The sequence below is a fragment of the Fodinibacter luteus genome (genome assembly GCF_039541575.1).
GTDB lineage: Bacteria > Actinomycetota > Actinomycetes > Actinomycetales > Dermatophilaceae > Fodinibacter > Fodinibacter luteus.
Genome location: NZ_BAABGM010000020.1, coordinates 138421 through 158953 on the forward strand (window position 1 = coordinate 138421; position 20533 = coordinate 158953).

The window sequence follows — 20533 nt, forward strand, 5'->3', positions numbered from 1 at the left end:
CGTCAGACGTCGGCGCGGTGGAAGTTCTGGAAGCTGCGGCTCGCGGTGGGGCCGCGCTGGCCCTGGTAGTGGGAGCCGTGGGTCGCCGAGCCGTAGGGGTTCTCGGCCGGGGAGGACAGCCGGAAGAAGGCGAGCTGGCCGATCTTCATCCCCGGCCACAGCATGATCGGCAGGGTCGCGACGTTCGACAGCTCGAGGGTGACGTGGCCGGTGAAGCCGGGGTCGACGAACCCCGCCGTCGCGTGGGTGAGCAGCCCGAGGCGGCCCAGGCTCGACTTGCCCTCGACGCGGGCGGCGAGGTCGTCGGGCAGCGAGACCGTCTCGAGGGTGCTGCCGAGCACGAACTCACCGGGGTGGAGGACGAACCCCTCGGCGGGGTTGACCTCGACGAGCCGGGTGAGGTCGGCCTGGTCCTGCGCCGGGTCGATGACCGGGTACTTGTGGTTGTCGAAGAGCCGGAAGAACTTGTCGAGGCGGACGTCGACGCTGCTCGGCTGGATCATGACGGGGTCCCACGGGTCGAGCCGGACCCGTCCGGACTCGATCTCGGCCCTGATGTCGCGGTCGGAGAGCAGCACGGGTGCAGGCTACCGGTGGGCCCTCGGGCACGGGGGATGCCGGGGGCGGGCGACGTCGTCGACGGCGCCCCGGGTGGGTCGCCGGGAGCGCCGGCCGGTGGGTTAGACTTCCCGGCGCCGGGGAGGTCGCGTGCGACCGCTCGACCCGGCGCGCCGATGTAGCTCAATGGTAGAGCGCCAGCTTCCCAAGCTGGACACGCGGGTTCGATTCCCGTCATCGGCTCCGACACGCGGCGATCGGGATGCGCCGCCGGCCGCGGACCGGGATGATGGGCCCATGGCCAAACCCGAACCGAAGTCGAAGCCCGAGCCGGACGAGCCGAAGGACGACCCGACCGTCGAGCCCGAGGAGCCGACCGCGCCGTCGGAGGACGATCCGACGGCGCAGCCCGAGGGGTACATGGGCGGGGTCTGACAGGGGTCCGGACCGTCGCCACCGCGCTCACCGCGGGTGCGGCGCCTCGCTGCCGTCGACCTCGGCCCAGAAGTCCCGCAGCAGCCGGGCGAGCGTGACCGGCTGCTCGAGCGGGACGAGCGTGCGTGCCCCGTCGACGACCACGGCGCGAGCCGCGGGCGTGAGCGCCGCCGCGCGCACGGCATCCTGCGGGCTCCAGTCACCCCGGTCGTCCGACGCGACGAACAGGCTCGGCACGCGGATGTCGCCGAGGGTGTCGTTGACGTCCGCGCGGTCGAGGATGAACGAGCGCAGCGCGAGCGAGAGGCTGCGCCGCCCGGGTCGGCGGAGGCTGTCGACGACGACCGCCCGCAGCTGCGGGTCGGCGGCCGAGGCCTGGGTGAGCATCGCCTCGACGACCGAGTCCCGCACCGGCCGCACGGCGCCGGCGAGGCGCAGCACCGGTGCGAGCAGCGCGATCTGGCGCCGCAGCTCGGGCGTGATCGGCTCCGTCGGGGCGCTCACCGCGACGAGGCTGCGCAGCACGCCCTCCCGGGTCGCGAGGTCGAAGCCGACGTGGCCACCGAAGGCGTTGCCGACCCAGTCGACCGGGGCGTCGACACCGAGGCCGTCGAGGAGGTCGACGGCGGCGTCGGCCGCCTCGCCGATGCTGCTCCGCCGGCGCAGCGGCTCACTGCGCCCCAGGCCCGGGCCGTCGACGAGCACGTAGCGCCGGTCCGCGGCGAGGTGCGGCAGGAGGCGGTCCCACGTGTGGCCGTCGACGAACATCGACGGCCACAGCACGGTCACCGGGCCGCTGCCGACGATCCGCACGTGGAGGGCTCCGAGCCGGGTGCGCACCGACATGGCGGACCGCCCGGCCGATGTGCTGGTGGGTGTGCTGGTGGTGGTGGACATCGTGGGTCTCCTGTCGTCGTGCCGCATATATTGATGTTAGCCTCATTAATATGAATACGCGACCCTATTCGATGGAGGGCCGAGCGGCGTCGGCCGAGCGCACCCGCGAGCGCGTCATCGACGCCATGCTCGGGCGCTTCGCGGCGCAGCCCTACGACCGGATCCGGCTCGAGGACGTGGCCGGGGATGCCGGGGTGACGGTGCAGACGGTCATCCGCCGGTTCGGCGGCAAGCCGGGGCTGCTCACTGCCACCGTCGAGCGCGAGCAGGCCCGCGTCGTCGCCGCCCGCGAGCCGGCGACGCCCGGCCGGCCGGCCGGGACGATCGCCGACCTCGTGGCCCACTACGAGCGGTACGGCGCGCTCATCCTCAAGGTCTACGCCGAGGCCGACCGGGTCGAGGGGCTGCCCGAGCTCGCGGCGGCCGGGCGCCGCTACCACCTCGACTGGTGCCGGCGAGCCTTCGAGGACGACCTCGCGGGGCCCCCGGGGAGCCCGGACCGCGCCCGCCGCCTCGCCCAGGTCACCGTCGCCTGCGACGCGACGACCTGGCGGATCCTGCGCCAGGACCTCGGGCTCGACCCGGAGCAGACCCGGCTCACCATCGCCGCGCTCGTCGAACCGGCGCTCCGGCGCGGCTGACCCCCGCCGGCGATGCCGTCAGTCGCTCACCGTTCCAGGGCCGCCGTCCGCAGCTGGTGCACCAGGATGGCCAGCCGGGGCTCGACCCGCAGCAGGCGCACCTTCGACCACGTGTGCAGGACCGCGGTGAGCAGGTCGATCGTCTCCCAGAGGAGCACCCGCTCGCGGGTCACCGGTGCGTGCGCGGCGTACTCGTCGACGAAGAGGTCGCACAGCTCGTCGAGCAGCTCGAGCCGGCCCTCGAGGAGGTCGGGACGGTAGCCCTCCTCGGACGCCGACAGCGCCGTGACCCCGATGTCGCGCAGCTTGCCCCGGAACCGCCCCAGGTCCAGTGCGGGCTCGGCCATCGCGGCACCGTCGAAGTCGATGAAGGCGACCGTGCCGGGACCGAGGAGCACCTGCGCCGGCCGGAAGTCGTGGTGCGCGCTCACGACGGGGTCGGCGGGCACGGCGAGGTCGAACGCCTCGAGGCGCTCGAGCATCGGTTCCGCCGCGTCGCGCAGGCCCGGCACGGTGAGGGTGAGCCGGTCGAGGACCTCGCGCGTCTCGGCGAGCTCGTCGGTCCAGGCGACCGAGCGCGCGTACGTCGCCCCGCTGCGGTGCAGCGCGGCGAGCGCCACGGCGGTGCGACCCAGCTCGGCGCGCAGGGTGCCGAGCAGGCCGGCATCCATGCTCTCGAAGGCCCGGCGGGCGAGCTCCTTGAGGGTCTCGTCCTCGGGCACCGGCCCCTGGAGCAGGACCCGCTCCTCGGGCAGGTACCCGAGCGGCTCCGCGAGGAGCACGACGTCGCCCCTCGCGAGGTCGGTGCCCCACAGGGCGGTCATCGCGTCGTGGGCCACGGCTCCCTTGTCGCCCTGGTGGGTCTTGGCGACGACCGGGTTCGGCAGGGCGTCCGTCGGCGGGTCGTACGCGACGTCGTAGAGGATCGTGCACCGGCTGCCGGGCTTGTACCGGACGACGTTCGGCGTGCTCGACGCGACGCGCGCCTGCGGGTAGGCCCCGGCGCGCAGCATCCGCTCGATGACCCGGGCCGAGGCCTCCGGGTCGGTGAGGGCGCCCAGGCTCGGCAGGCCGGGGTCCTCTTCCTCCGCGGCGAGGTGGACGCGCAGGTCGGCGAGGAACACGCCGTACCCCGGCTCCCCGAACGGCAGGGACGAGCCCGGCACGGGCAGCTGCGGGTCGGGGCGTCGCGGTGGGTACAGCTGGCCGACGAGCACGACCTCGCGCGGTTCCGCGGGGGCCGCGTCGGCCGGCCCGGCGGGGTCCGCGACGACCACCCGGCACCGGGCGAGCCAGTTCTCGTCCTTGGCCCGCAGCCGGTCGGCGCGGCACTCGACGAGCACGAGCCGGCCGTCCGCGAGCTCGGGGACGTGGCGCCGCAGGGACGCCTCCAGCCGTCCGGGACGCATCAGCCCCGCGAGCCAGTCGGGCAGCTCGGCGAAGGGTTCGAGGGCGTCGATGGTCGCGTCACGCGTCGTCGTGCTCATGAGGTTCTCCCCTGGGTGGTGTGGCCGGTGGACAGCAGGGTCAGTGCGAGGTCGGCCCGGGCATCCTTGAACCGCCGGGTGGCGCGCAGCGCGAGCAGCGCGAGGTTGACCTGTCGGTGGGCGCGCACCCTCGTGTCGAGCTCGGCACGGGGGGCGGACGGGGCCGCGTAGGCGTCGAGGAAGGCCGCCGCGTGGGCGGCGACGGCGGCGGGCGAGGCGCCGCGGGCCGCCGCGCGCACGTCGTGGTAGGCGAGGTAGCGGCCGAGGTCGGTGGCCGGCTCCGCGAGACACAGGGTGTCGAGGTCGACGAGCCCGAGGCCGAGCGGCAGCCTCGTGAGCTGGCTCGGGGTGAAGTCGCCGTGCGAGAGCACGGCAGGGCCGGCCGCGCCGGCCTCGAGCACCCCCGTGGCCCGGGTGAGGGGCGCGTCGACCGCGTCGGCCACGTCGGGCCACTCCGTCGCCACGAGGTCCTGCTCGGCCCGGGCCCGGGCCACCGTGCGGGCCGCGGTCAGCCCCGGCAGCGACCCCGACGGGGGGTGGGCGTGCAGGGCACGCAGGGCCCGGCCGGCGTCCGCGGGACCCACCGGGGTGGAGGGGGAACCGTCCTCGGCCGCCGTGGGGGTGAGCGACTCGAGGACGGTCGTGTGGAGCGGGCGGCTCAGGGCGAGCAGCCCGGGGAGGCGGACGCCTTCGGCACCCGCACCGCCGAGGGTCGTGGTGCCGACGGCCGCGAGCACCCCGGCGGCGGCGGACGCCTCGCTCGCCCTCGGGTAGACCTTCGCGTACGCCTGGCGGTGACGCCCGTCGTCGACCGCGTCGAGGCGCAGCACGCAGGCGCCCTCGCGGGGGTGGTGCACGACCTCGGCGCGGTAGGTGCCCGGCAGGCAGTCGGCGAGCACCGGCCCGAGCGCACCGGGTGAGAGCACCGCGGCGAGGGTCGGCAGCTCCGGGTCGTCCGGGAACGCCGTGACGACGAGGTGCCCCCCACGCTCGTGGACGAGCAGCGTCGTGTCCGCGGATGCCGGGCCGTCGCCGTCGGCTCCGTCGTCAGCTCCGCCCCCGCCCGTTCCGTCGTCGAACCGGACCGATACCCGCGCCGAGACGTCCCCGGGCCCGCGGTACAGCGCGGAGTGGGTCCTCGTCGCCACGACCCGTCGCCCCGGCCGGTGCTCGTCCGCCCACTGACGGGCCAGCACCTCCCCGGCCGCGGGGTCCGTGACCCACGCGGTGTCCGGTGGCCACCCCCGGAGCGTGGGGGCCGAGGTGCTCACCACGGCCCCTCGCGGCCGGGTGTCGGTGCCGCGCCGGGGGTTCCGGCGGCCGTCGCGCGCCCGAAGAGGTCGGCGTAGGGGCCGCTCGTGCGGGCCAGCACCTGGGGCGGGCCCTCCTGGACGATCCGTCCGTCGTTGATGACGAGGATGCGGTCCGCGCACGAGACGAGGTCGACGTCGTGGGAGATGATGATCGTCGTCGTCCCGTCGATGAGGGAGCGCAGGGCCTCGGTGACCTGGGCCGCGGCCTCGGGGTCGAGGCCGGTCGTCGGCTCGTCGAGCACGAGCACGGGCGCCCGCCGGATGAAGGCGCGCGCGATGGCGAGGCGCTGCCGCTGGCCCCCCGACAACGTGGCGGCCCGCTCGCCGAGCACCGTGTCGTAGCCCCGGGGGAGCTCCTCGATGAACTCGTGCGCGTTGGCGAGCCGAGCGGCCTCCTCGACGCGCGCGGGGTCGGGGTCGTCGATGCCGTAGGCGATGTTCTCGGCGACGGTCCCGGTGAGGAGCAGGGTCTCCTGGAGGACGAGGCTGACCTGCCCGCGCAGCGAGGCGAGGGTGAAGTCCCGCACGTCCATGCCGTCGATCGTCACCGTGCCCGAGTCGGGGTCGTACAGGCGGGGGATGAGCTGCGCGATCGAGCTCTTGCCCGCACCGCTCGGCCCGATGAGGGCGACGACCTCGCCGGGTGCGGCGCTGAAGGTGATGTCGTGGAGCACGACCCGCGACTCGGCCTCCTCCTCGTGCTCCGGGCGGTAGCTGAAGGTGACGTCGTGGAAGGCGAGGCGACCCTCGAGGGCCGGCGCAGGCTTCGAGAGGAGCGTGTCGGTGACGGTGGGCTGCCGCTCGAGCAGCTCCTCGATCCGCTCGGTGCTCGCGATGAGCTTGCCGACCTTGTACCACTCGCTCACGATCTTGCGCGAGGGCTTGAACATGTTCTGGATGAGCATGACGAACAGCACGAGGGTGCCGGGCGAGATCGACCCGCGGTCGACGAGCCAGAAGCTGAGCCAGAGCACCCCGGCGATGGTGAGCCCCTCGAGCACGGCTATGACGAAGCTGAACTGGGCCTGGATCGTCGCGATGCGCAGCGAGGCCCGCATGCTCTGGTCGCTCTGCTTGGAGAAGTTCTCGAGGTCGACGTGCCCGCGGCCGTAGCTCTGGACGAGACGGATCGACGACAGCATCTCCTGCGCGGTCGAGGCGAGGTCGCCCTCCTTGGAGCGCTGCTCCTTCGAGACCCGCTTGAGGCGCAGCGAGAACCAGTTGGCCACGAGCGCGAGGACGGGCACGACGACGAGGGCGATGAGGGCCACCTCGGGCGAGCGGGTGAGCAGCACGACGAACGAGCCGACGAGGAGCAGCGCGCTCGCGACGATGTTGCTCAGCGACGCCACGACGAACTCCTCGACGACGAGCACGTCGCCCGTGACGCGGGTCAGCACGTCACCCGTGCGGCGCTTGTCGTGGAAGGCCATCGGCAGCTTCTGGAGCCGGTCGTACATCGTGACCCGCACGTTGTACCCGAGGGTGCGGCCGCCCCGCGCGAGGAACACCTCGGACAGCGAGTCCGCCCCCTTGTTGACCGCGGCGATGAGGATGATGGCGAGCCCGAGCACGAGCACCGTCTCGACCCGCTCGTTGGCGAGGAACGCGGGCAGCCCCGCCTCGCGCAGGCTCGGCTTGCGGCCGGTGACGTAGTCGACGGCGTAGGCGATGGGGAAGGGCTCGAGGATCGCGGTCAGCGCCTCGAACACGAGCATGAGGAACCCGAGGACGAACGGCGCGTTGCTGCCGTGGAAGCGGCGGATGAGCGCGAACGCCCGGACCGTGTCCGACCGTCGGCGAGCGGGCGCCGGCTCCCGGCCGGGGGGCTCCTCGAGTCGCCGCTCCGGCTTGGTGTCAACCGAGGACATGCTGGTTCCTCCATGGTGTGTCGAGTCCACGTCGGGCGTCGGCCGCGACGAGCCGCGGCTCGTCGGACAACGGGGATCGCGCGAACGCGCGAAGGGCCTTGCGCATGAGCGCGACCGCCACGTAGAAGTCGACGCGCGCCGCGAAGGTCCCCTCCGGCTCGGGGGCGACCGCGTCGCGGTAGGCGTCGACGAAGGCGCGAGCGGTCGGCTCGGTCGCGTCGGCCGCGCAGGGGTCGGAGGGGTTCGAGCGGATGGCCTGCTGGCGCAGGGTCGCGACGAAGGTTCCCACGTCGGATGCCGGGTCGGCGACGCCGCAGTGGTCGAGGTCGAGGATCGCGACGTCGTCGCCGCAGGCGAGGAACTGGCTCGGCTTGCAGTCACCGTGCACGAGCGACGCCGGCCCGGGTGGCGCCTGGGTCGAGTGCAGGCGCTCGGCCAGCTCGAGCAGGGGCTCACCGGCCTCGGGGTCGACGGACCGGATCGCCATCGACCGGGAGACGAAGCGGCGCAGCTCGCGGTCGACCGGGCGCGGGCGGCCGGCCGGCACGCTCAGGCCGTGCAGGACGGCGAGCGCCGCGGCCGCCCGGGGTGCGTCGGCGTCGGTGAGCGGCACACCCTCCACCCAGGCCTGGGCGACGACGGCGAGGTCGGGCAGGTGCGCGACGACCGGGGCGAGGAGGAGTGGGGCACGCGACGGCCGGCCCACGAGGGCCGCACCCTCGGCCGCGACCGCCGCGGCCTTGGCGCCGTCGTGGTAGACCTTCGCGACGTACCGGCCCTGCGCCGGTCCTCCGCCCAGGGTCACCTCGACCGTGGCGCGGCGGCCCGGTCGGTAGCGCAGCAGCCGCAGCCGCGCCTCGACCCTCTCCGCATCCGGGTCGCCGATGGCCCCGGCCAGCGCCGGTCCGAGCACCGCCGGGTCGAGCACGGCCGGCAGGGTGGGCAGGGCCGGGTCGGTCGGGAACTCCTCGACCGTCACGCCGCTCGGCTCGACGGTGGCGTGCACGAGCCGGGTGGCGTGCCGGTAGAGCACCGTGGCGGGCCGGCCCGGCTCGAACTTGGCGTCGAGGACGACGCAGTCACCGCCGCCCTCACCGACCGGCATCCGAGCCGGGTCGATCGCCCCGAGGAAGGCCTCGTAGTGCGCCCTCGGGCGCGCGGCGAGGGAGAAGACGTCGACGAGCTGCTCGGCGGCGCGGTCGACGTCGAAGGACGCCTCGACGGTGGCCCTGGCACGCCGGCCCATCTCCTGCCGGCGAGCCGGATCGGCCAGCAGCTCACCGAGGTTCGCTGCGATCGCGGCGACGTCGCGTGGGGCGCAGAGCAGGCCGTCGTGCCCGTGCGTCACGGCCTCGCCGACGCCACCGACCTCGGTGGCGACGACGGGCAGGCCGGCAGCCATCGCCTCGACGACGACGTTGGGCACGCCGTCGCGGTCACCGTCGGTCGTGACGTACGGGGTGAGCGCGAAGACGTCCGCCGCACGCATCGTCTCGACGACGACGGAGCTGTCGTGCTCCCCCTCGAAGTCCACGACCCCGTCCAGGCCGAGGGCGGTCCGCTGTGCCTCGAGCGCCGGGCGCAGCGGCCCGTCACCGAGCACGGTCAGCCGGAACGGCCGGTCGGGGGCGAGCGCGGCGCAGGCCCGCAGCAGGTCCGGGAAGCCCTTCTTCTCGACGAGCCGACCCACCGAGACCACGCGGGGGACGCGCTCGCCCGCGGGGTGGCTGCGCGGGGTGAACTGCTCGAGGTCGATGCCGTGGTGGACGACCCGGACCCGCTCGGCGACGGACGGCTCGAGGTGGGCGTCGAGGTAGTCGACGTTGGCCCGGCAGCAGGTGAGCACACTCGTCGCCGAGGCCACCCGGGTGCGCAGGTTCTCGGGCGGGATCTGGTAGAGGTCGCGGGCGTGCGCGGTGATGCTGTACGTCAGCCCGGTGAGCCGGTGGTGCAGGAGGGCGACGAGGGCCGGGTCGTGGGCGAAGTGGGCGTGCAGGTGGGTGACGCGGATGCCGTCCGCCTCCAGGCGCAGGCAGCGCGCGGCGAGCTGGACGGCGTGCTCGAAGCACTGCCGCGTCGTCGCGTTCGCGTACCCGCTCGACAGGCCCGGCTGCTCGCCCGCGAAGCGCGAGGTCGCGTCGTAGCGCTGCGGCCAGCGCGCGGCGACGAGCGCGTGGTCGGCGGGCGGCGCGGCATCCGTCGTGTAGCGCACCGGTCGCCGCACCCGGTCGACCTGGGGCTGGCGCACCTCCTCGCCCGAGGGGGCCATCGCGTGGACCTCGAGGTCGACGCCGCGCCGCTCGAGCGCGAGGACCTCGTTGACGACGAAGGTCTGCGACAGCCGCGGCCAGCTGCGCGTCAGGTATATCACGCGCGCAGGCATGACGCTCCTCGGGTGAGGCGGGCGACGGCGGCCGCGACGACGTCGTCGCCGACGTGCCCACGGGTCGTCTGGCGGGTGATCTTGAGCAGGGCGTAGGCCCGGAAGAAGGCGAGGCGGTGCGCGGCATCCGGTCCGCGGAGGGGTCCGTAGGCCTCACGGAACGCCGTGGCGAGCGCGTCGTCGGCGCCCGGGGCACCGCCCGCCGCCTCGTCGGCGTAGGCGCACAGGTGGGCGAGGTCGAACGCGGGGTCGCCCATCCGGGCCTCGTCGAGGTCGATGACCGTCGCGCCGCCGCTGGGGTCGACGAGGACGTGGCCGAGGTGGAGGTCCTTGTGGATGAGGGAGTCGCGCACCCGCGGCAGCGAGGGTGCGTGCGCGGCGAGGAGCTCGGCGAGCTCGCCGGCCGGAGCCCGCAGTCGGGTGTCGGCGCGCGCGACCTGCTGGGCCCAGAGCGCGGCGTTCGCCACCTCGTGGTCGACGTCGAGCACCCGCCGCGCACCGGAGCCGGTGGCGTGGACGGTGCGCAGCCAGACGCCGAGCCGTTCCGCGACCGCCCGGCGGACATCGGCGGCCGGGGTGTCCGGCCCGGCGGACAGGGGGGACCCGTCGGCCGCCCGGCACACGACGACGCCGTGGACCGGGTCGACGCCGATCGGGTGCTGGGTGCCGCACCGGACGACCGGGTCGCGCAGGCTGTCGAAGAGCACGAGGTTCTCGTGGGTGACGACGGCGCGCTCCCTCTCGGCGAACGCCTTGGCGATGACCTGCACCGGGCTCTCGGCGGCACCGGCGACGGTGCAGCGCACGACGATCCGCCGGCCCGGCGCGACCCGCAGGGTCTCGACCGAGGTGACCTGCACCCTGTCGGTGGCGCCGCCGCCGAGCAGGTCGTTGAGCAGCGAGGTCATCGCGGTGGGGTCGGTGAGGTCGGGCAGCCGGTCGCGACGCAGGGGGGTCGGCGGCCCGTCGGCCGGCGTGTCGTGCCGCTCGAGGACGGCGGATGCCGCGCCGACCAGGAGGGGCACGGCATCCCAGTGGGTCGTGTCGAGGCTGCGGTAGCGCCGGCCCGCGATCTTGAGCAGCGCCGCCGCGCGCCACCAGTCGAGGGCGACGGGGTCGACCTCTCCACCGGCCGATGCGTACCCCGCTCGCACCGCGGCGGACAGCACCGGGGCCGGGGCCTGCTCGCCGCGCAGGTGCTGCCAGTCGAGGTGGGCCATCGCGTTCCCGAGGTCGCGGGCGGGGTCGGCCGGGCCGGCACCGTCGAGGTCGAGCACGGCGAGCCGGCCGCCGTCGACGACGACCTGCCCCGGTCGGAACGAGCCGTGGCCGAAGACGGTGCGGGTCACCTCGGGGACCTCGGCCGCGAGGCGGTCGAGCACCCAGCCGAGCGACAGCGCCGCGACGGCATCGGCCTGCCACGCGGCCGGGAGGAGCCGGGCGAGGCCGGCGAGCTCGTCGGACGGGGTGCGCACCCGCTCGGCCACGAGGGGCCCCGGGTGCACCCGGTGGATGCCCGCGAGGAGAGCGCCGAGGCGCGTCGCGAGGCGGATCCGCTCCTCCGGCCGGAGCCGGGGGTCCCGGAGCAGCGCGGAGGCGGTGGGGCCGGGCACCTCGGCGGTGACGACCGCGGACAGCTCGGGCCAGCAGCCGACGACGGGCACCGCCCCGCCCGCGAGAGCCTCATGGCTCTCGGCGCACTCCCGCGCACCCTCCGCGAGCACCTTGACGTACACGGTGCGCCGGCGACCGGACCGGTCGGTGGCCTCGCACCGCACGACGCACCGCGAGCCGGGCCGGTAGCTCACCGGCGTCGTGACGCAGCCACGGGGGCGCCCGCCGAGCACCGGCGCGAGGTGGCCGGCGAGGCGCTGCGGGTCGAGCACCTCCGCGACACCGGTCAGCGCGACGTCGTCGCGGAGCCGGCGCCGCGTCAGGCCGTCCGGTGTCGCCTCGACGACGACGACCGCCCCGTCGGCCCGGTCGAAGGCGACCCGGGTGCGCCGCTCGGGGTCCCACCGCACCTGGTGCACCCCGCCGGGTCGCGACTCGGCCTCGACGACCGGCCCGACGAGCCCGACGAGGCGGTCGAGGTCGGTCCAGTGGGCGCCGGCCGGCGCGGCGGGCCAGGCGGTGGTCACCGCGGGCTCCGGTGGGTGCTCTCGGCCGAGGACACGGCCGCCTCGACGGCATCCGCCCAGCCGGGCTCGTGCAGTGGGACGCGGCGTCCGACCGCACGGAGCTGGAAGAGCACGTCGTAGAGGTGGGCGCGGCGCAGGCGGGCGGGCGGGCACCGGCCGTACCCCTCGAGGACGGCGCCCACGAGCACCTCGGCCGCGGTTCCGCCCCCCCGGGCCCACCACCGCAGGTCGGCGGTCAGCTTGCCGAGGTCGAGGGCCGGGTCACCGGTCGTGACCCGGTCGAGGTCGAGGAGGCACAGCCGGCCACGGTCGACGAGGACGTTGTCGCACTTGAGGTCGCCGTGCACGAGGTGGCCCCGCTCGTCCGGCCCACTGAGCAGGTCGGCCAGGGTGGTGTCGAGCAGCCACTCCACCCGGGCGGCGAGCGACGGGGCGAGGGCGACGACGTGCTCCAGGGCACGCCGGGTCGACGCGGCCTCGGCCGCCGGGTCGGTGCGGCCGTCGCGGCCGTCGCGGCCGTCGCGGCCGGGCTCGGGCAGCGGGTCACGGACGTCGTGCACCGAGCGGATGGCCGCCCCCGCGAGCCGGGCGACCGGCACCGCCCCCGTCGGCGGGCCCGAGACGAGCTCGGACATGACCCGGCCGGGGTGGCCGTCCCACAGCGCGACCCGGTGCGACGCGACGTAGCCGGCGCCGCGCGCGACCCGCGCGGACCCGTCACCGCGCGAGAGCGCATCCGCGACGACACCCCGCACCGCGACGGCACGGCGCCCGGCGTCGTCGCGAGAACACTTCGCGTACAGCCGGTCCCGTCCGTCGGCGCTCTCGACGAGGAGCACGTGGCGCTGACCGGGCCGGTACCGCAGCGGGGTGACGGTGAGGTCGGGCCCGAACCTGCCGGGAACGGCATCCTCGAGCACGTCGGCGAGGCGGGTCGGGTCGTAGAGGTCGGGCAGCCGGGGGAAGCCCGGGTCGGCCGGCGCCACGAGGACCCGCATCCCCTCCTCCGCCTCCCAGGTCGCGGTCGCCGGCGGGTGGCGGATGCCGTCGCCCGTCACGTCCGCGGACACCGTCAGCTTGCGCCCCGGCTTGAGCTTGGCGCGCGTGACGCGGGCGCGCACCGGGCCGGTGCCGCGCGGCAGCACCGTCGCGAGCTCGCTGGCGAGCAACCGGGGGACGTCGTCGGCGAGGAACCGGCACACCTCGTCGGCGGTGGCCAGGGCGAGGGGCGCGGTCACGTCGCGACCGACTGCAGCCGGGCCTCGGGGGTGGCCCCGAGGTCTCGGGTGAGGTGGGCGACTGCCGTCGAGCGTCCCCGCAGGTCCGGGCTCTTCCCCGCGGCGAGTGGCCGGGTGAGGGCCGCCACCATGGCGTCGGCGACGAGCTCCGGCTCGAGCCGGTCGGGATCGAGCCAGCGCACCCAGTTGCGCTCGGCGAACAGGCGGGCCCGGGTGCGCTGCTCGGCACTCGGGCCGCTGCGCGGGATGAGCAGGGCCGGGGTGCCCGCGTTGAGCAGCTCGACGGTCGTGTTGTAGCCGGCCATCGCGACGACGAGGTCGGCCCGGGCCACGCGGCCGCGGCCGCGGATCCGGCGCCGCACCTCGACCATCGGCAGGTCCCTCGCCTGGCGACGGAGCGCCTGGACGTCCTGGGCCGGCATGCACGGACCGGTGACGAGGACGAACTCGGCATGCGTCGCGGCGTGCACCTGCCCGGCGGCGTCGAGCACGCCGCTGAGCATCCGATATGCGTCACCCCCGCCGCCGGCGACGACGAGCACCGTCGGGCGGGCCGGAGGTCCGGAGACGGGGACCGCCGCGAGCCGCCGGGCCCGGCGGTGCGGGTCGTCGCACACGTAGCCGCAGTAGGTGGGGTCGAGCCCGAGGGTCGTCGGCCAGTCGTACTCACGGGTCACGTCGAGCACCTCGCGGGAGCCGTAGACGAGCACGTCGTCGTAGAACTCCTCGAGCGCGTCGAAGGCGCCCTCCGCCGTCCACCGGCGACGCACCGTCTCGGGGTCGTCGAGGATGTCGCGCAGGCCGAGGACGACCCGCATGCGGTCGCTGCGCACCGAGCGCAGCGCGGGGATGAGCTCACCCATCGCGCCGTGCGGCATGTGGTCGACGAGCACGACGTCCGGCTCGAAGGCCCGGATGGCGCTCACGATGATCCGGCTGCGCATGCCGAGCACGTCCTTGAACGACGAGGCGAGCGACACGGCCTCCCACTCACCGGGTCCGGCCTTGCGGATGCTCGGCAGCTTGAGGAAGTCGTGGCCGGGGGCCGTCGTGAAGAACTGGCCGAGCGGCGAGTCCGACAGCGTCAGCGCGCTCGCACCCGGCACCTGGTGAAGGAACTCCCGGGCGAGGAGGGAGGTGCGCCGCATGTGCCCCAGCCCGAGGCCGTCCTGGGAGTAGATGAGCATCCGCGGCTCGTGCCCCCTGCGGGTCACCGGACCCACCCGCCCTGCAGTGACGCCTGCGCGGGCGGGGGCGGCCCGGCGGCCGACGGGGTCGCGTCGCGCAGCCCCCGGTGCCAGGCCACCTGGTGCTTGAGGCCGAGGTGGAGGTCGGTCGAGGGGCGCCACCCGAGGTGCGTGGCCGCCGCGCTGCTGTCACCGTGCGTGCTCGCGGTGTCACCCGGCCGGTGCGGCAGCCGCGCCACCGCGGCCGCTCCGCGCACCTCGTCCTCGATGAGGCGCAGCACCTCGGGGACGGGGACCGGCGACCCCATCGCGACGTTGAGGACGGTGCCCGACGGCACCGGGGCCGTCACCGCCGACACGACCGCGCGGGCGACGTCGCCGACGTAGGTGAAGTCGCGGAGCTGGACGGCGTCGCCGAACAGCGTCACCTCCCGGCCGTCGAGGAGGGCCTCGGTGAAGCGGTGGATCGCCATGTCGGGGCGCTGGCGCGGACCGTAGACCGAGAAGAACCGCAGGGACACCGTCGCGAGGCCGCGCTCCTGGGAGTAGGCGCCGACGAGGCACTCCCCCGCGAGCTTGCTCACCCCGTACGGGCTGAGCGGGCCCAGCCGACCGGTCTCGCTCATCGGGTCGCTGGTCGGCGCGTAGACCGACGAGCTCGAGGCGTAGACGACCCGCGGCCGCACCCGTGCTCGCGCGGCAGCCTCGAGGAGTCGCTGGGTGGCCAGGACGTTGCGCTCGACGTAGGCCGGGAACGCCTCGCCCCAGGACTTGCTCACCCCCGGCTCGGCCGCGAGGTGGACGACCGCGTCGACGCCGTCGAGCAACGCGTCGAGGTCAGCCGTCGTGAGGTCGTCGTTGACGAACGTGAATGACGGGCTCCCCTGCAGGCCAGCGATGTTGCGGAGCTTGACGCCGGGGTCGTAGTTCTCCGTCAGGGCGTCGACGACGCGCACCTGCCAGCCCTCGCTGACGAGCAGCTCTGCGACGTGGCTGCCGATGAACCCGGCGCCCCCGGTCACGAGTACGTTCTTCATCTTGCCCCCACTGGTCTTGCCGAGCCCAGTAGCCCATCGCTCAGTGTGGCACCGCGCGAGTGGACCGTACAGCCGTTTTCGAACTTCCGGTGAACGCCGGGTGGACAGCCGATACCAGGAAGAGGGCCGAGTGGGTCCGGTGATACACGGCCTATGCTGTCGCGACGGGGAAGGGAGCAGGCCATGGAGTCCACGTGGTTCGAGCGCGCGGCACACCCGGCGCACGTCAGTGCCGCACTGGCGTCGGAGGTTCCCGAGCTGCGCGCCGGCACGAGCGAGCTCGTCGGATGCCGGGTCACGCGCCTTCGCTCGGCGGGTGACGACGCACCCGCCGGGGCCGAGGGGGCGTGGACGGCGACGTACCTCCTCACCGTCCGCGACGGCGACGCCGTACCGACGACCCTCGCCGCCCACGGCACGCTCGTGCCGCCCGGGGCCGACCCGCCGGCCGCCGACCCCACCCCGGGCCTGACCGGCGACGGGTGGTCGTGCTGGCTGCCCGACCTACGCCTGCACCTGCGCACGTGGTCCGCCGATGCGGACCTTCCCGGGCTGGCGGCCCTCACCCACGAGGCGTCGGCGCGCGAGCTGCTCGAGCCGCTCCTGCGTCGCTCGGCGGGAGGCCCGGACGACCCGCACGGCGCGGACGACGTGCGGCTGGCCGGCTGCACCGCCACGGTCGCCAGCTACAAGCCGGGCGTGCGCGCCACCGTGTGCTGCGACCTCGAGTACGCGACGACGACACCCTCCCCGGCCCGGCCCCATGCGGTCGTCGCCAAGGTCCACAGACCCGACGAGGGCCGCGCCGTCCACGACGCGCTCGAGGCCCTGTGGTCCTCGCCCCTGCGCACCAGCCCGGCGGTCCGCATCGCCGAGCCGCTCGGGTACGTCGACGAGCTCGGCGTCTCCGTGCAGTCCCACCTCGACCACGAGCTCACCCTCAAGGACCTCCTCGCGCAGTCCTTCGCCGGTCCCGGCGCGGACCCGCGGCTCGTCGACGCGCTGCGCACGACGGCCGCCGGCATCGCGGCGCTGCACACGTGCGGCATCACCGACGGGCCCGAGGTGCGATGGTCCGACGAGCTGGCCGCCGTCGAGGCCAAGCACGCGAAGCTGGCCGCCGTCGTCCCCTGGCTCACCGACCTCACCGGCGACGCCCTCGCCCGGGTCGCGGCCGCCGGCGAGCGCCACGCGCCCGACCCTGCGGCGCCGGCGCACGGCAGCCTGCGCCCGGCCCAGGTGCTCCTCCTCGACGGGGGCGGTCTCGGCCTCATCGACTTCGACAAGGTCGCCCGGGCCGAGCCGGCCGTCGACCTCGGGCTGTTCCTCACGAAGATGCGGCACACGGCCGTCAACAAGACCGGCGAGCCCGACGAGCCCGGCGAGCTGGACCCCGCCCGGCTCGAGGAACGCTCGGCCCGGGTCGACGCCCTCGCCGACGCGTTCCTCTCGGCCTACCGCCAGCAGGCTCCGGTGACGCTCGAGCGGGTCAGGCTCTGGGAGTCCCTCGAGCTGTTCTCGCTCGTGCTCAGCGCGGCGAAGAAGCTGCTGCCCGACCGCGCCGCCACCTGTGCCGCGATGCTCGAGAGGCACCTCGCGACCCAGGACCGGTGAGGCCGCGGCGGCGCCAACCACCCGGCCGGGGTGATGCGGCCCGGCAGCCGGCCCGGGGAGCGTGGGCCGGAACCGCAGCTCCGCTGCCTTCGAGGAAGGACATCGACATGCCCGGCACCAGAAGGCCCAGCCGCCCGACCACCCTCGTGGCGGGCCTCGCCCTCGCCGCCGCCCTGACGACGTCGGCATGCGGCGGCTCCGTGGAGGTGCCGACGCCGAGCGGCACCCGCACCGTCGAGCTGCCCTCCGCGAGCGTCTCGGTGCCGAGCATCGAGCGGCCCTCGGCCACCGAACCCCCCGAGGCCACCGACACCCCCGAGGCGAGCGAGCCGCCGGAGCCGACCCGCACGCCCGACGCGACTCCGGCTCCGACGGTGACCGAGACCGCCACCTCCGAACCGGAGCCGGCCGAGACGGTCACCGAGACGGCGGCCCCGACGCCGAGCGAGACCGAGACGCCGTCCCCGACGCCCTCGCCCACCGAGACCGACATCGCGGCCCCCGCTTCCGAGGAGGCGGACGAGGGCGGCGTCCCGGCGTGGGTGTGGTGGCTGGCCGCCCTCGGCGTGCTCGCCGTCGCCGTCGTCCTGCTCCTGCGCTCCCGCCGTCGCGCGGCGTGGGACGTCGAGCTCGAGGCCGCGCAGGCCGAGGTCACGTGGCTGGCCCGCGACCTGCTCCCCCGCGTGCGAGCCACCGGTACCCGCGAGGCCGCGGCCGGCGCCTGGGCGGTGTCCGGGGACCGGGTGCAGGCGCTCGAGGACAAGCTGACCTGGCTCGAGGCGACCGCCCCCGCGGAGCCGCGACGGCTGCGCGCGGAGGTGCTGCGCGACGCGGTGCGCGACGTCCATGCCCGCGCCGCCGCGCTCACCCAGCCCGGCTCGGACACCCACTTCACCGAGGAGGTCGACGCGGTCGTCGCCACCCTCGAGGACGCCCTGACGCGGAGCGCGCCGCAGCCCTGACCCGGTGCTCGGGGTCGGCTCGAGCCGACCCCGCACCGCTCAGCCTGGGACGATCCACCCCAGGGCGGTGACGAAGCCGATGACGGCGAAGACGACGAACGCCACGGCGAGCACCCACGCGACGAGCCACGCGGCGTCGAACCCCCCGTCCGCGTCGTCGGCCCCCTCCTCCGGGTCCGCCGTGCCGGCCCGGGCCGCGGTGTCGGGCCCGTCCGCTGTCCCGGCCTCGTCCCCCGTACCGCCCTGCGCCGCGGCACCGGCCGGCACCGCGGCACCGGCCGGCTCGTCCCGGGCGACGGAAGGGTCGAGGGCGAGCGCCCGCTCGCGCAGCGCCTCGACCCGTCGGGCCCGCGGCTCGGCCCGCACCGAGGCCGGCAGCGAGTGCCACATGACGGCGAAGTCGTCGTGGGACTGCTCGCGCCAGGCCGCGACGTCGGCATCCGCCTCGGGGCCGGTCGCGCCGGCGGCGAACCACATCGCGCCGGCCCGGGGCAGGTCGCCCATGTCGTGCAGGACGCGGGCGAGCTCGGCGAGGGCGTCGGGATCGCGCTCGGCCTCGACGTGCGCGGCGAGCAGGTCCCGGGCGCGCCAGGCGCTGCCGGTCTCGAGGGCGGCCCGTGCGTCGCGGACCGCCTCGGATGCCGTGCCGTCGCCGCCCACGACCCGAGTATGCCGGGTGGTGACGTACGGCACGTCACCGAGGGGACGGCATCCCCCTTGTTTTTGTTACCGGTGGGTAGCACACTGGTAAGCAAGCGCTCACTGCGTACCAGGAGGACAACCGGGATGGGCCACTACAAGAGCAACCTGCGCGACATCGAGTTCAACCTCTTCGAGGTGCTCGGTCGCGGCGACGTGCTGGGCTCCGGCCCCTACGAGGAGGTGGACGGCGACACCGCGCGCGAGATGCTCAAGGAGGTCGCGCGCCTCGCCGAGAACGAGCTCGCCGCATCCTTCGAGGACGGCGACCGCAACCCGCCCGTCTACGACCCGCAGACCCAGGCCGTCACCATGCCCGAGTCGTTCACGCGGTCGTTCAACGCCTACCGCGACAGCGGTTTCTGGGCCGTCGACCTCAACGCCGAGCTGGGCGGCACGGTCGTGCCGCCGACGATGCGCTGGGCCGTCAACGAGATGCTGCTCGGCGCCAACCCCGCGGTCGCGATGTTCGCCGCGTCCTACGGCTTCGCCAAGCTCCTGTACGTCCTCGGCAACGACGAGCAGAAGAAGCTCGCCCGCTGGATCGTCGAGAAGGGCTGGCACTGCACGATGGTGCTCACCGAGCCCGACGCCGGGTCGGACGTCGGGGCGGGCCGCACCAAGGCCACCCAGAACGACGACGGCACGTGGACCCTCAGCGGCGTCAAGCGCTTCATCACGAGCGCCGAGTCCGACATGGTCGACAACGTCGTCCACTTCGTCCTCGCCCGCCCCGAGGGCGCCGGCCCCGGCACCAAGGGCCTGTCCCTGTTCGTCCTCACCAAGTACGCCGTCGACCTCGACACCGGTGAGCTCGGCGAGCGCAACGGCGTCTACGTCACGAACCTCGAGAAGAAGATGGGGCTGAAGGTCTCCACGACGTGCGAGCTCACCTTCGGCGGCGAGAAGCCGGCCGTCGGCACCCTGCTCGGCGACGTGCACGACGGCATCGCGCAGATGTTCCACGTCATCGAGAACGCCCGCATGCTCGTCGGCACCAAGGCGATCGCGACCCTGTCGACCGGCTACCTCAACGCCCTCGAGTACGCCAAGCACCGCGTCCAGGGCGCCGACCTCACCCAGTCGACCGACAAGAACGCCCCCCGCGTCACGATCACCCACCACCCCGACGTGCGCCGCTCGCTCATGACCCAGAAGGCGTATGCCGAGGGCCTGCGCGCCCTCGTGCTCTACACCGCGAGCCAGCAGGACATCGTCGAGCAGGAGCTGCTCGCCAGCGGGTCCGAGCACTTCGAGAAGGGCTCGGCCGCCGACATCGCGAGCCGGGTCAACGACCTCCTCCTGCCCATCGTCAAGGGGCTGGGCTCCGAGCGCGCCTGGGTGCTGCTCGGCACCGAGTCGCTCCAGACCTACGGCGGGTCCGGGTTCCTCCAGGACTACCCGATCGAGCAGTACGTCCGCGACGCGAAGATCGACACCCTCTACGAGGGCACGACCGCCATCCAGGGCCTGGACTTCTTCTTCCGCAAGATCGTCCGGGACAACGGCCAGGCCCTGACCTTCGTCGCCTCGCAGATCCAGGAGTTCGCCAAGGACCTCGGGTCGCACGACGGCCGGCTCGACCGCGACCGCGAGCTGCTCGGCCAGGGCCTCGAGGACGTCCAGGGCATCCTCGGGTACATGGTCGGCGAGCTCATGAAGTCCGACCCGCGCAGCGGCGGCGACGTCACGAACATCTACGGCGTCGGCCAGAACACCTCGCGCCTGCTCCTCGGGGCCGGCGACCTCGTCGTCGGGTGGTTGCTCCTGCGCCAGGCGCAGGTGGCGCTCGACGCCCTCGCGGCCGGTGCGTCCGAGAAGGACAAGGACTTCTACGAGGGCAAGGTCGCCGCGGCGCAGTTCTTCGCCCGCCAGGTCCTGCCCCGCCTGTCCGCCGACCGCGCGATGGCCGAGGCGACCGACTCCCTGCTCATGGACGTCCCCGAGTCGGCGTTCTGAGCACCTGACCCGGGCCGGGCGCGCCGCCCCACCGCGCGCGTCCGTCCCGTCCCACCAAGGTCCGAACGGCCCACCCCTTCACGGGGTGGGCCGTCCGGCGTTCTGGGGCGA

Annotated in this window: 16 protein-coding genes and 1 tRNA gene; 6 read left to right on the top strand and 11 right to left on the bottom strand. The window is 74.7% G+C overall.

All coding sequences use genetic code 11. The features are described 5' to 3' along the window. Nucleotides 1–2: 2 nt before the first annotated feature. Nucleotides 3–578 carry a dCTP deaminase gene (gene dcd, locus ABD899_RS15380; RefSeq protein WP_345207581.1) on the bottom strand — a complete coding sequence of 192 codons (576 nt, stop codon included), beginning with the start codon at nucleotides 576–578 and terminating at the stop codon, nucleotides 3–5. Nucleotides 579–730: 152 nt separating this feature from the next. Between dcd and ABD899_RS15385 the strand changes: the two genes are divergently transcribed. Together ABD899_RS15385 and ABD899_RS15390 are read left to right on the top strand one after the other, a co-directional pair. Further along, a tRNA-Gly gene (locus ABD899_RS15385) sits at nucleotides 731–801 on the top strand. Nucleotides 802–855: 54 nt separating this feature from the next. Then, nucleotides 856–993, top strand: a complete 138-nt coding sequence (locus ABD899_RS15390; RefSeq protein WP_345207583.1) for a hypothetical protein — start codon at nucleotides 856–858, stop codon at nucleotides 991–993. Nucleotides 994–1020: 27 nt separating this feature from the next. Here the strand turns inward: ABD899_RS15390 and ABD899_RS15395 are convergent, their stop codons facing one another. Beyond that, nucleotides 1021–1890 (bottom strand): alpha/beta fold hydrolase, encoded by an 870-nt coding sequence (locus ABD899_RS15395; protein WP_345207585.1) that lies wholly within the window; start codon nucleotides 1888–1890, stop codon nucleotides 1021–1023. A 50-nt stretch (nucleotides 1891–1940) separates the two neighbouring features. On the opposite strand from ABD899_RS15395, the gene ABD899_RS15400 reads away from it, so the two are divergent. Further along, complete coding sequence (locus ABD899_RS15400; RefSeq protein ID WP_345207587.1) at nucleotides 1941–2531, top strand: TetR/AcrR family transcriptional regulator; 591 nt, start codon at nucleotides 1941–1943, stop codon at nucleotides 2529–2531. 26 nt (nucleotides 2532–2557) lie between these two features. Here the strand turns inward: ABD899_RS15400 and ABD899_RS15405 are convergent, their stop codons facing one another. The 8 genes from ABD899_RS15405 to ABD899_RS15440 are packed head-to-tail and all read right to left on the bottom strand — an operon-like array spanning nucleotide 2558 to nucleotide 15188. Beyond that, the gene (locus tag ABD899_RS15405) at nucleotides 2558–4018 is read right to left on the bottom strand and encodes an aminoglycoside phosphotransferase/kinase family protein (RefSeq protein ID WP_345207589.1); all 1461 of its coding nucleotides are present in this window, start codon (nucleotides 4016–4018) and stop codon (nucleotides 2558–2560) included. Further along, a complete protein-coding gene (locus ABD899_RS15410; RefSeq protein ID WP_345207591.1) occupies nucleotides 4015–5289 on the bottom strand; it encodes a phosphotransferase in 1275 nt (424 codons plus the stop codon). The genes ABD899_RS15405 and ABD899_RS15410 overlap by 4 nt, the downstream gene beginning before the upstream one ends. Then, nucleotides 5286–7202 carry an ABC transporter ATP-binding protein gene (locus ABD899_RS15415; RefSeq protein WP_345207593.1) on the bottom strand — a complete coding sequence of 639 codons (1917 nt, stop codon included), beginning with the start codon at nucleotides 7200–7202 and terminating at the stop codon, nucleotides 5286–5288. The genes ABD899_RS15410 and ABD899_RS15415 overlap by 4 nt, the downstream gene beginning before the upstream one ends. Beyond that, the gene (locus ABD899_RS15420; protein ID WP_345207595.1) at nucleotides 7189–9573 is read right to left on the bottom strand and encodes a glycosyltransferase; all 2385 of its coding nucleotides are present in this window, start codon (nucleotides 9571–9573) and stop codon (nucleotides 7189–7191) included. The genes ABD899_RS15415 and ABD899_RS15420 overlap by 14 nt, the downstream gene beginning before the upstream one ends. Then, nucleotides 9570–11726, bottom strand: a complete 2157-nt coding sequence (locus ABD899_RS15425) for a phosphotransferase family protein (RefSeq protein WP_345207597.1) — start codon at nucleotides 11724–11726, stop codon at nucleotides 9570–9572. The genes ABD899_RS15420 and ABD899_RS15425 overlap by 4 nt, the downstream gene beginning before the upstream one ends. Further along, a complete protein-coding gene (locus tag ABD899_RS15430) occupies nucleotides 11723–12964 on the bottom strand; it encodes a phosphotransferase (RefSeq protein ID WP_345207598.1) in 1242 nt (413 codons plus the stop codon). The genes ABD899_RS15425 and ABD899_RS15430 overlap by 4 nt, the downstream gene beginning before the upstream one ends. Beyond that, nucleotides 12961–14151, bottom strand: coding sequence for a glycosyltransferase family protein (locus ABD899_RS15435; RefSeq protein ID WP_345207600.1), 1191 nt, complete (start codon nucleotides 14149–14151; stop codon nucleotides 12961–12963). The genes ABD899_RS15430 and ABD899_RS15435 overlap by 4 nt, the downstream gene beginning before the upstream one ends. Nucleotides 14152–14174: 23 nt before the next feature. Then, a complete protein-coding gene (locus ABD899_RS15440) occupies nucleotides 14175–15188 on the bottom strand; it encodes an NAD-dependent epimerase/dehydratase family protein (protein ID WP_345207602.1) in 1014 nt (337 codons plus the stop codon). A 183-nt stretch (nucleotides 15189–15371) separates the two neighbouring features. On the opposite strand from ABD899_RS15440, the gene ABD899_RS15445 reads away from it, so the two are divergent. Together ABD899_RS15445 and ABD899_RS15450 are read left to right on the top strand one after the other, a co-directional pair. After that, nucleotides 15372–16802 carry a phosphotransferase gene (locus ABD899_RS15445; RefSeq protein WP_345207604.1) on the top strand — a complete coding sequence of 477 codons (1431 nt, stop codon included), beginning with the start codon at nucleotides 15372–15374 and terminating at the stop codon, nucleotides 16800–16802. 107 nt (nucleotides 16803–16909) lie between these two features. Then, entirely contained in the window at nucleotides 16910–17764 is an 855-nt protein-coding gene (locus ABD899_RS15450) for a hypothetical protein (protein ID WP_345207606.1), read from the top strand. A gap of 39 nt (nucleotides 17765–17803) precedes the next feature. Here the strand turns inward: ABD899_RS15450 and ABD899_RS15455 are convergent, their stop codons facing one another. Next, nucleotides 17804–18457 carry a hypothetical protein gene (locus ABD899_RS15455; RefSeq protein ID WP_345207608.1) on the bottom strand — a complete coding sequence of 218 codons (654 nt, stop codon included), beginning with the start codon at nucleotides 18455–18457 and terminating at the stop codon, nucleotides 17804–17806. A 93-nt stretch (nucleotides 18458–18550) separates the two neighbouring features. Here ABD899_RS15455 and ABD899_RS15460 point away from each other — a divergent pair, with 93 nt between their 5' ends. Beyond that, a complete protein-coding gene (locus ABD899_RS15460) occupies nucleotides 18551–20422 on the top strand; it encodes an acyl-CoA dehydrogenase (protein ID WP_345207610.1) in 1872 nt (623 codons plus the stop codon). The last annotated feature ends 111 nt before the right edge of the window (nucleotides 20423–20533 follow it).

Excerpts from the sequence above, each read along its gene's own strand:
- ABD899_RS15390 (WP_345207583.1), top strand. The coding sequence starts at position 856 with ATGGCCAAACCCGAACCGAAGTCGAAGCCCGAGCCGGACGAGCCGAAG.
- ABD899_RS15395 (WP_345207585.1), bottom strand. The coding sequence starts at position 1,890 with ATGTCCACCACCACCAGCACACCCACCAGCACATCGGCCGGGCGGTCC.
- ABD899_RS15400 (WP_345207587.1), top strand. The coding sequence starts at position 1,941 with ATGAATACGCGACCCTATTCGATGGAGGGCCGAGCGGCGTCGGCCGAG.
- ABD899_RS15405 (WP_345207589.1), bottom strand. The coding sequence starts at position 4,018 with ATGAGCACGACGACGCGTGACGCGACCATCGACGCCCTCGAACCCTTC.
- ABD899_RS15415 (WP_345207593.1), bottom strand. The coding sequence starts at position 7,202 with ATGTCCTCGGTTGACACCAAGCCGGAGCGGCGACTCGAGGAGCCCCCC.
- ABD899_RS15435 (WP_345207600.1), bottom strand. The coding sequence starts at position 14,151 with ATGCTCATCTACTCCCAGGACGGCCTCGGGCTGGGGCACATGCGGCGC.
- ABD899_RS15440 (WP_345207602.1), bottom strand. The coding sequence starts at position 15,188 with ATGAAGAACGTACTCGTGACCGGGGGCGCCGGGTTCATCGGCAGCCAC.
- ABD899_RS15445 (WP_345207604.1), top strand. The coding sequence starts at position 15,372 with ATGGAGTCCACGTGGTTCGAGCGCGCGGCACACCCGGCGCACGTCAGT.
- ABD899_RS15450 (WP_345207606.1), top strand. The coding sequence starts at position 16,910 with ATGCCCGGCACCAGAAGGCCCAGCCGCCCGACCACCCTCGTGGCGGGC.
- ABD899_RS15460 (WP_345207610.1), top strand. The coding sequence starts at position 18,551 with ATGGGCCACTACAAGAGCAACCTGCGCGACATCGAGTTCAACCTCTTC.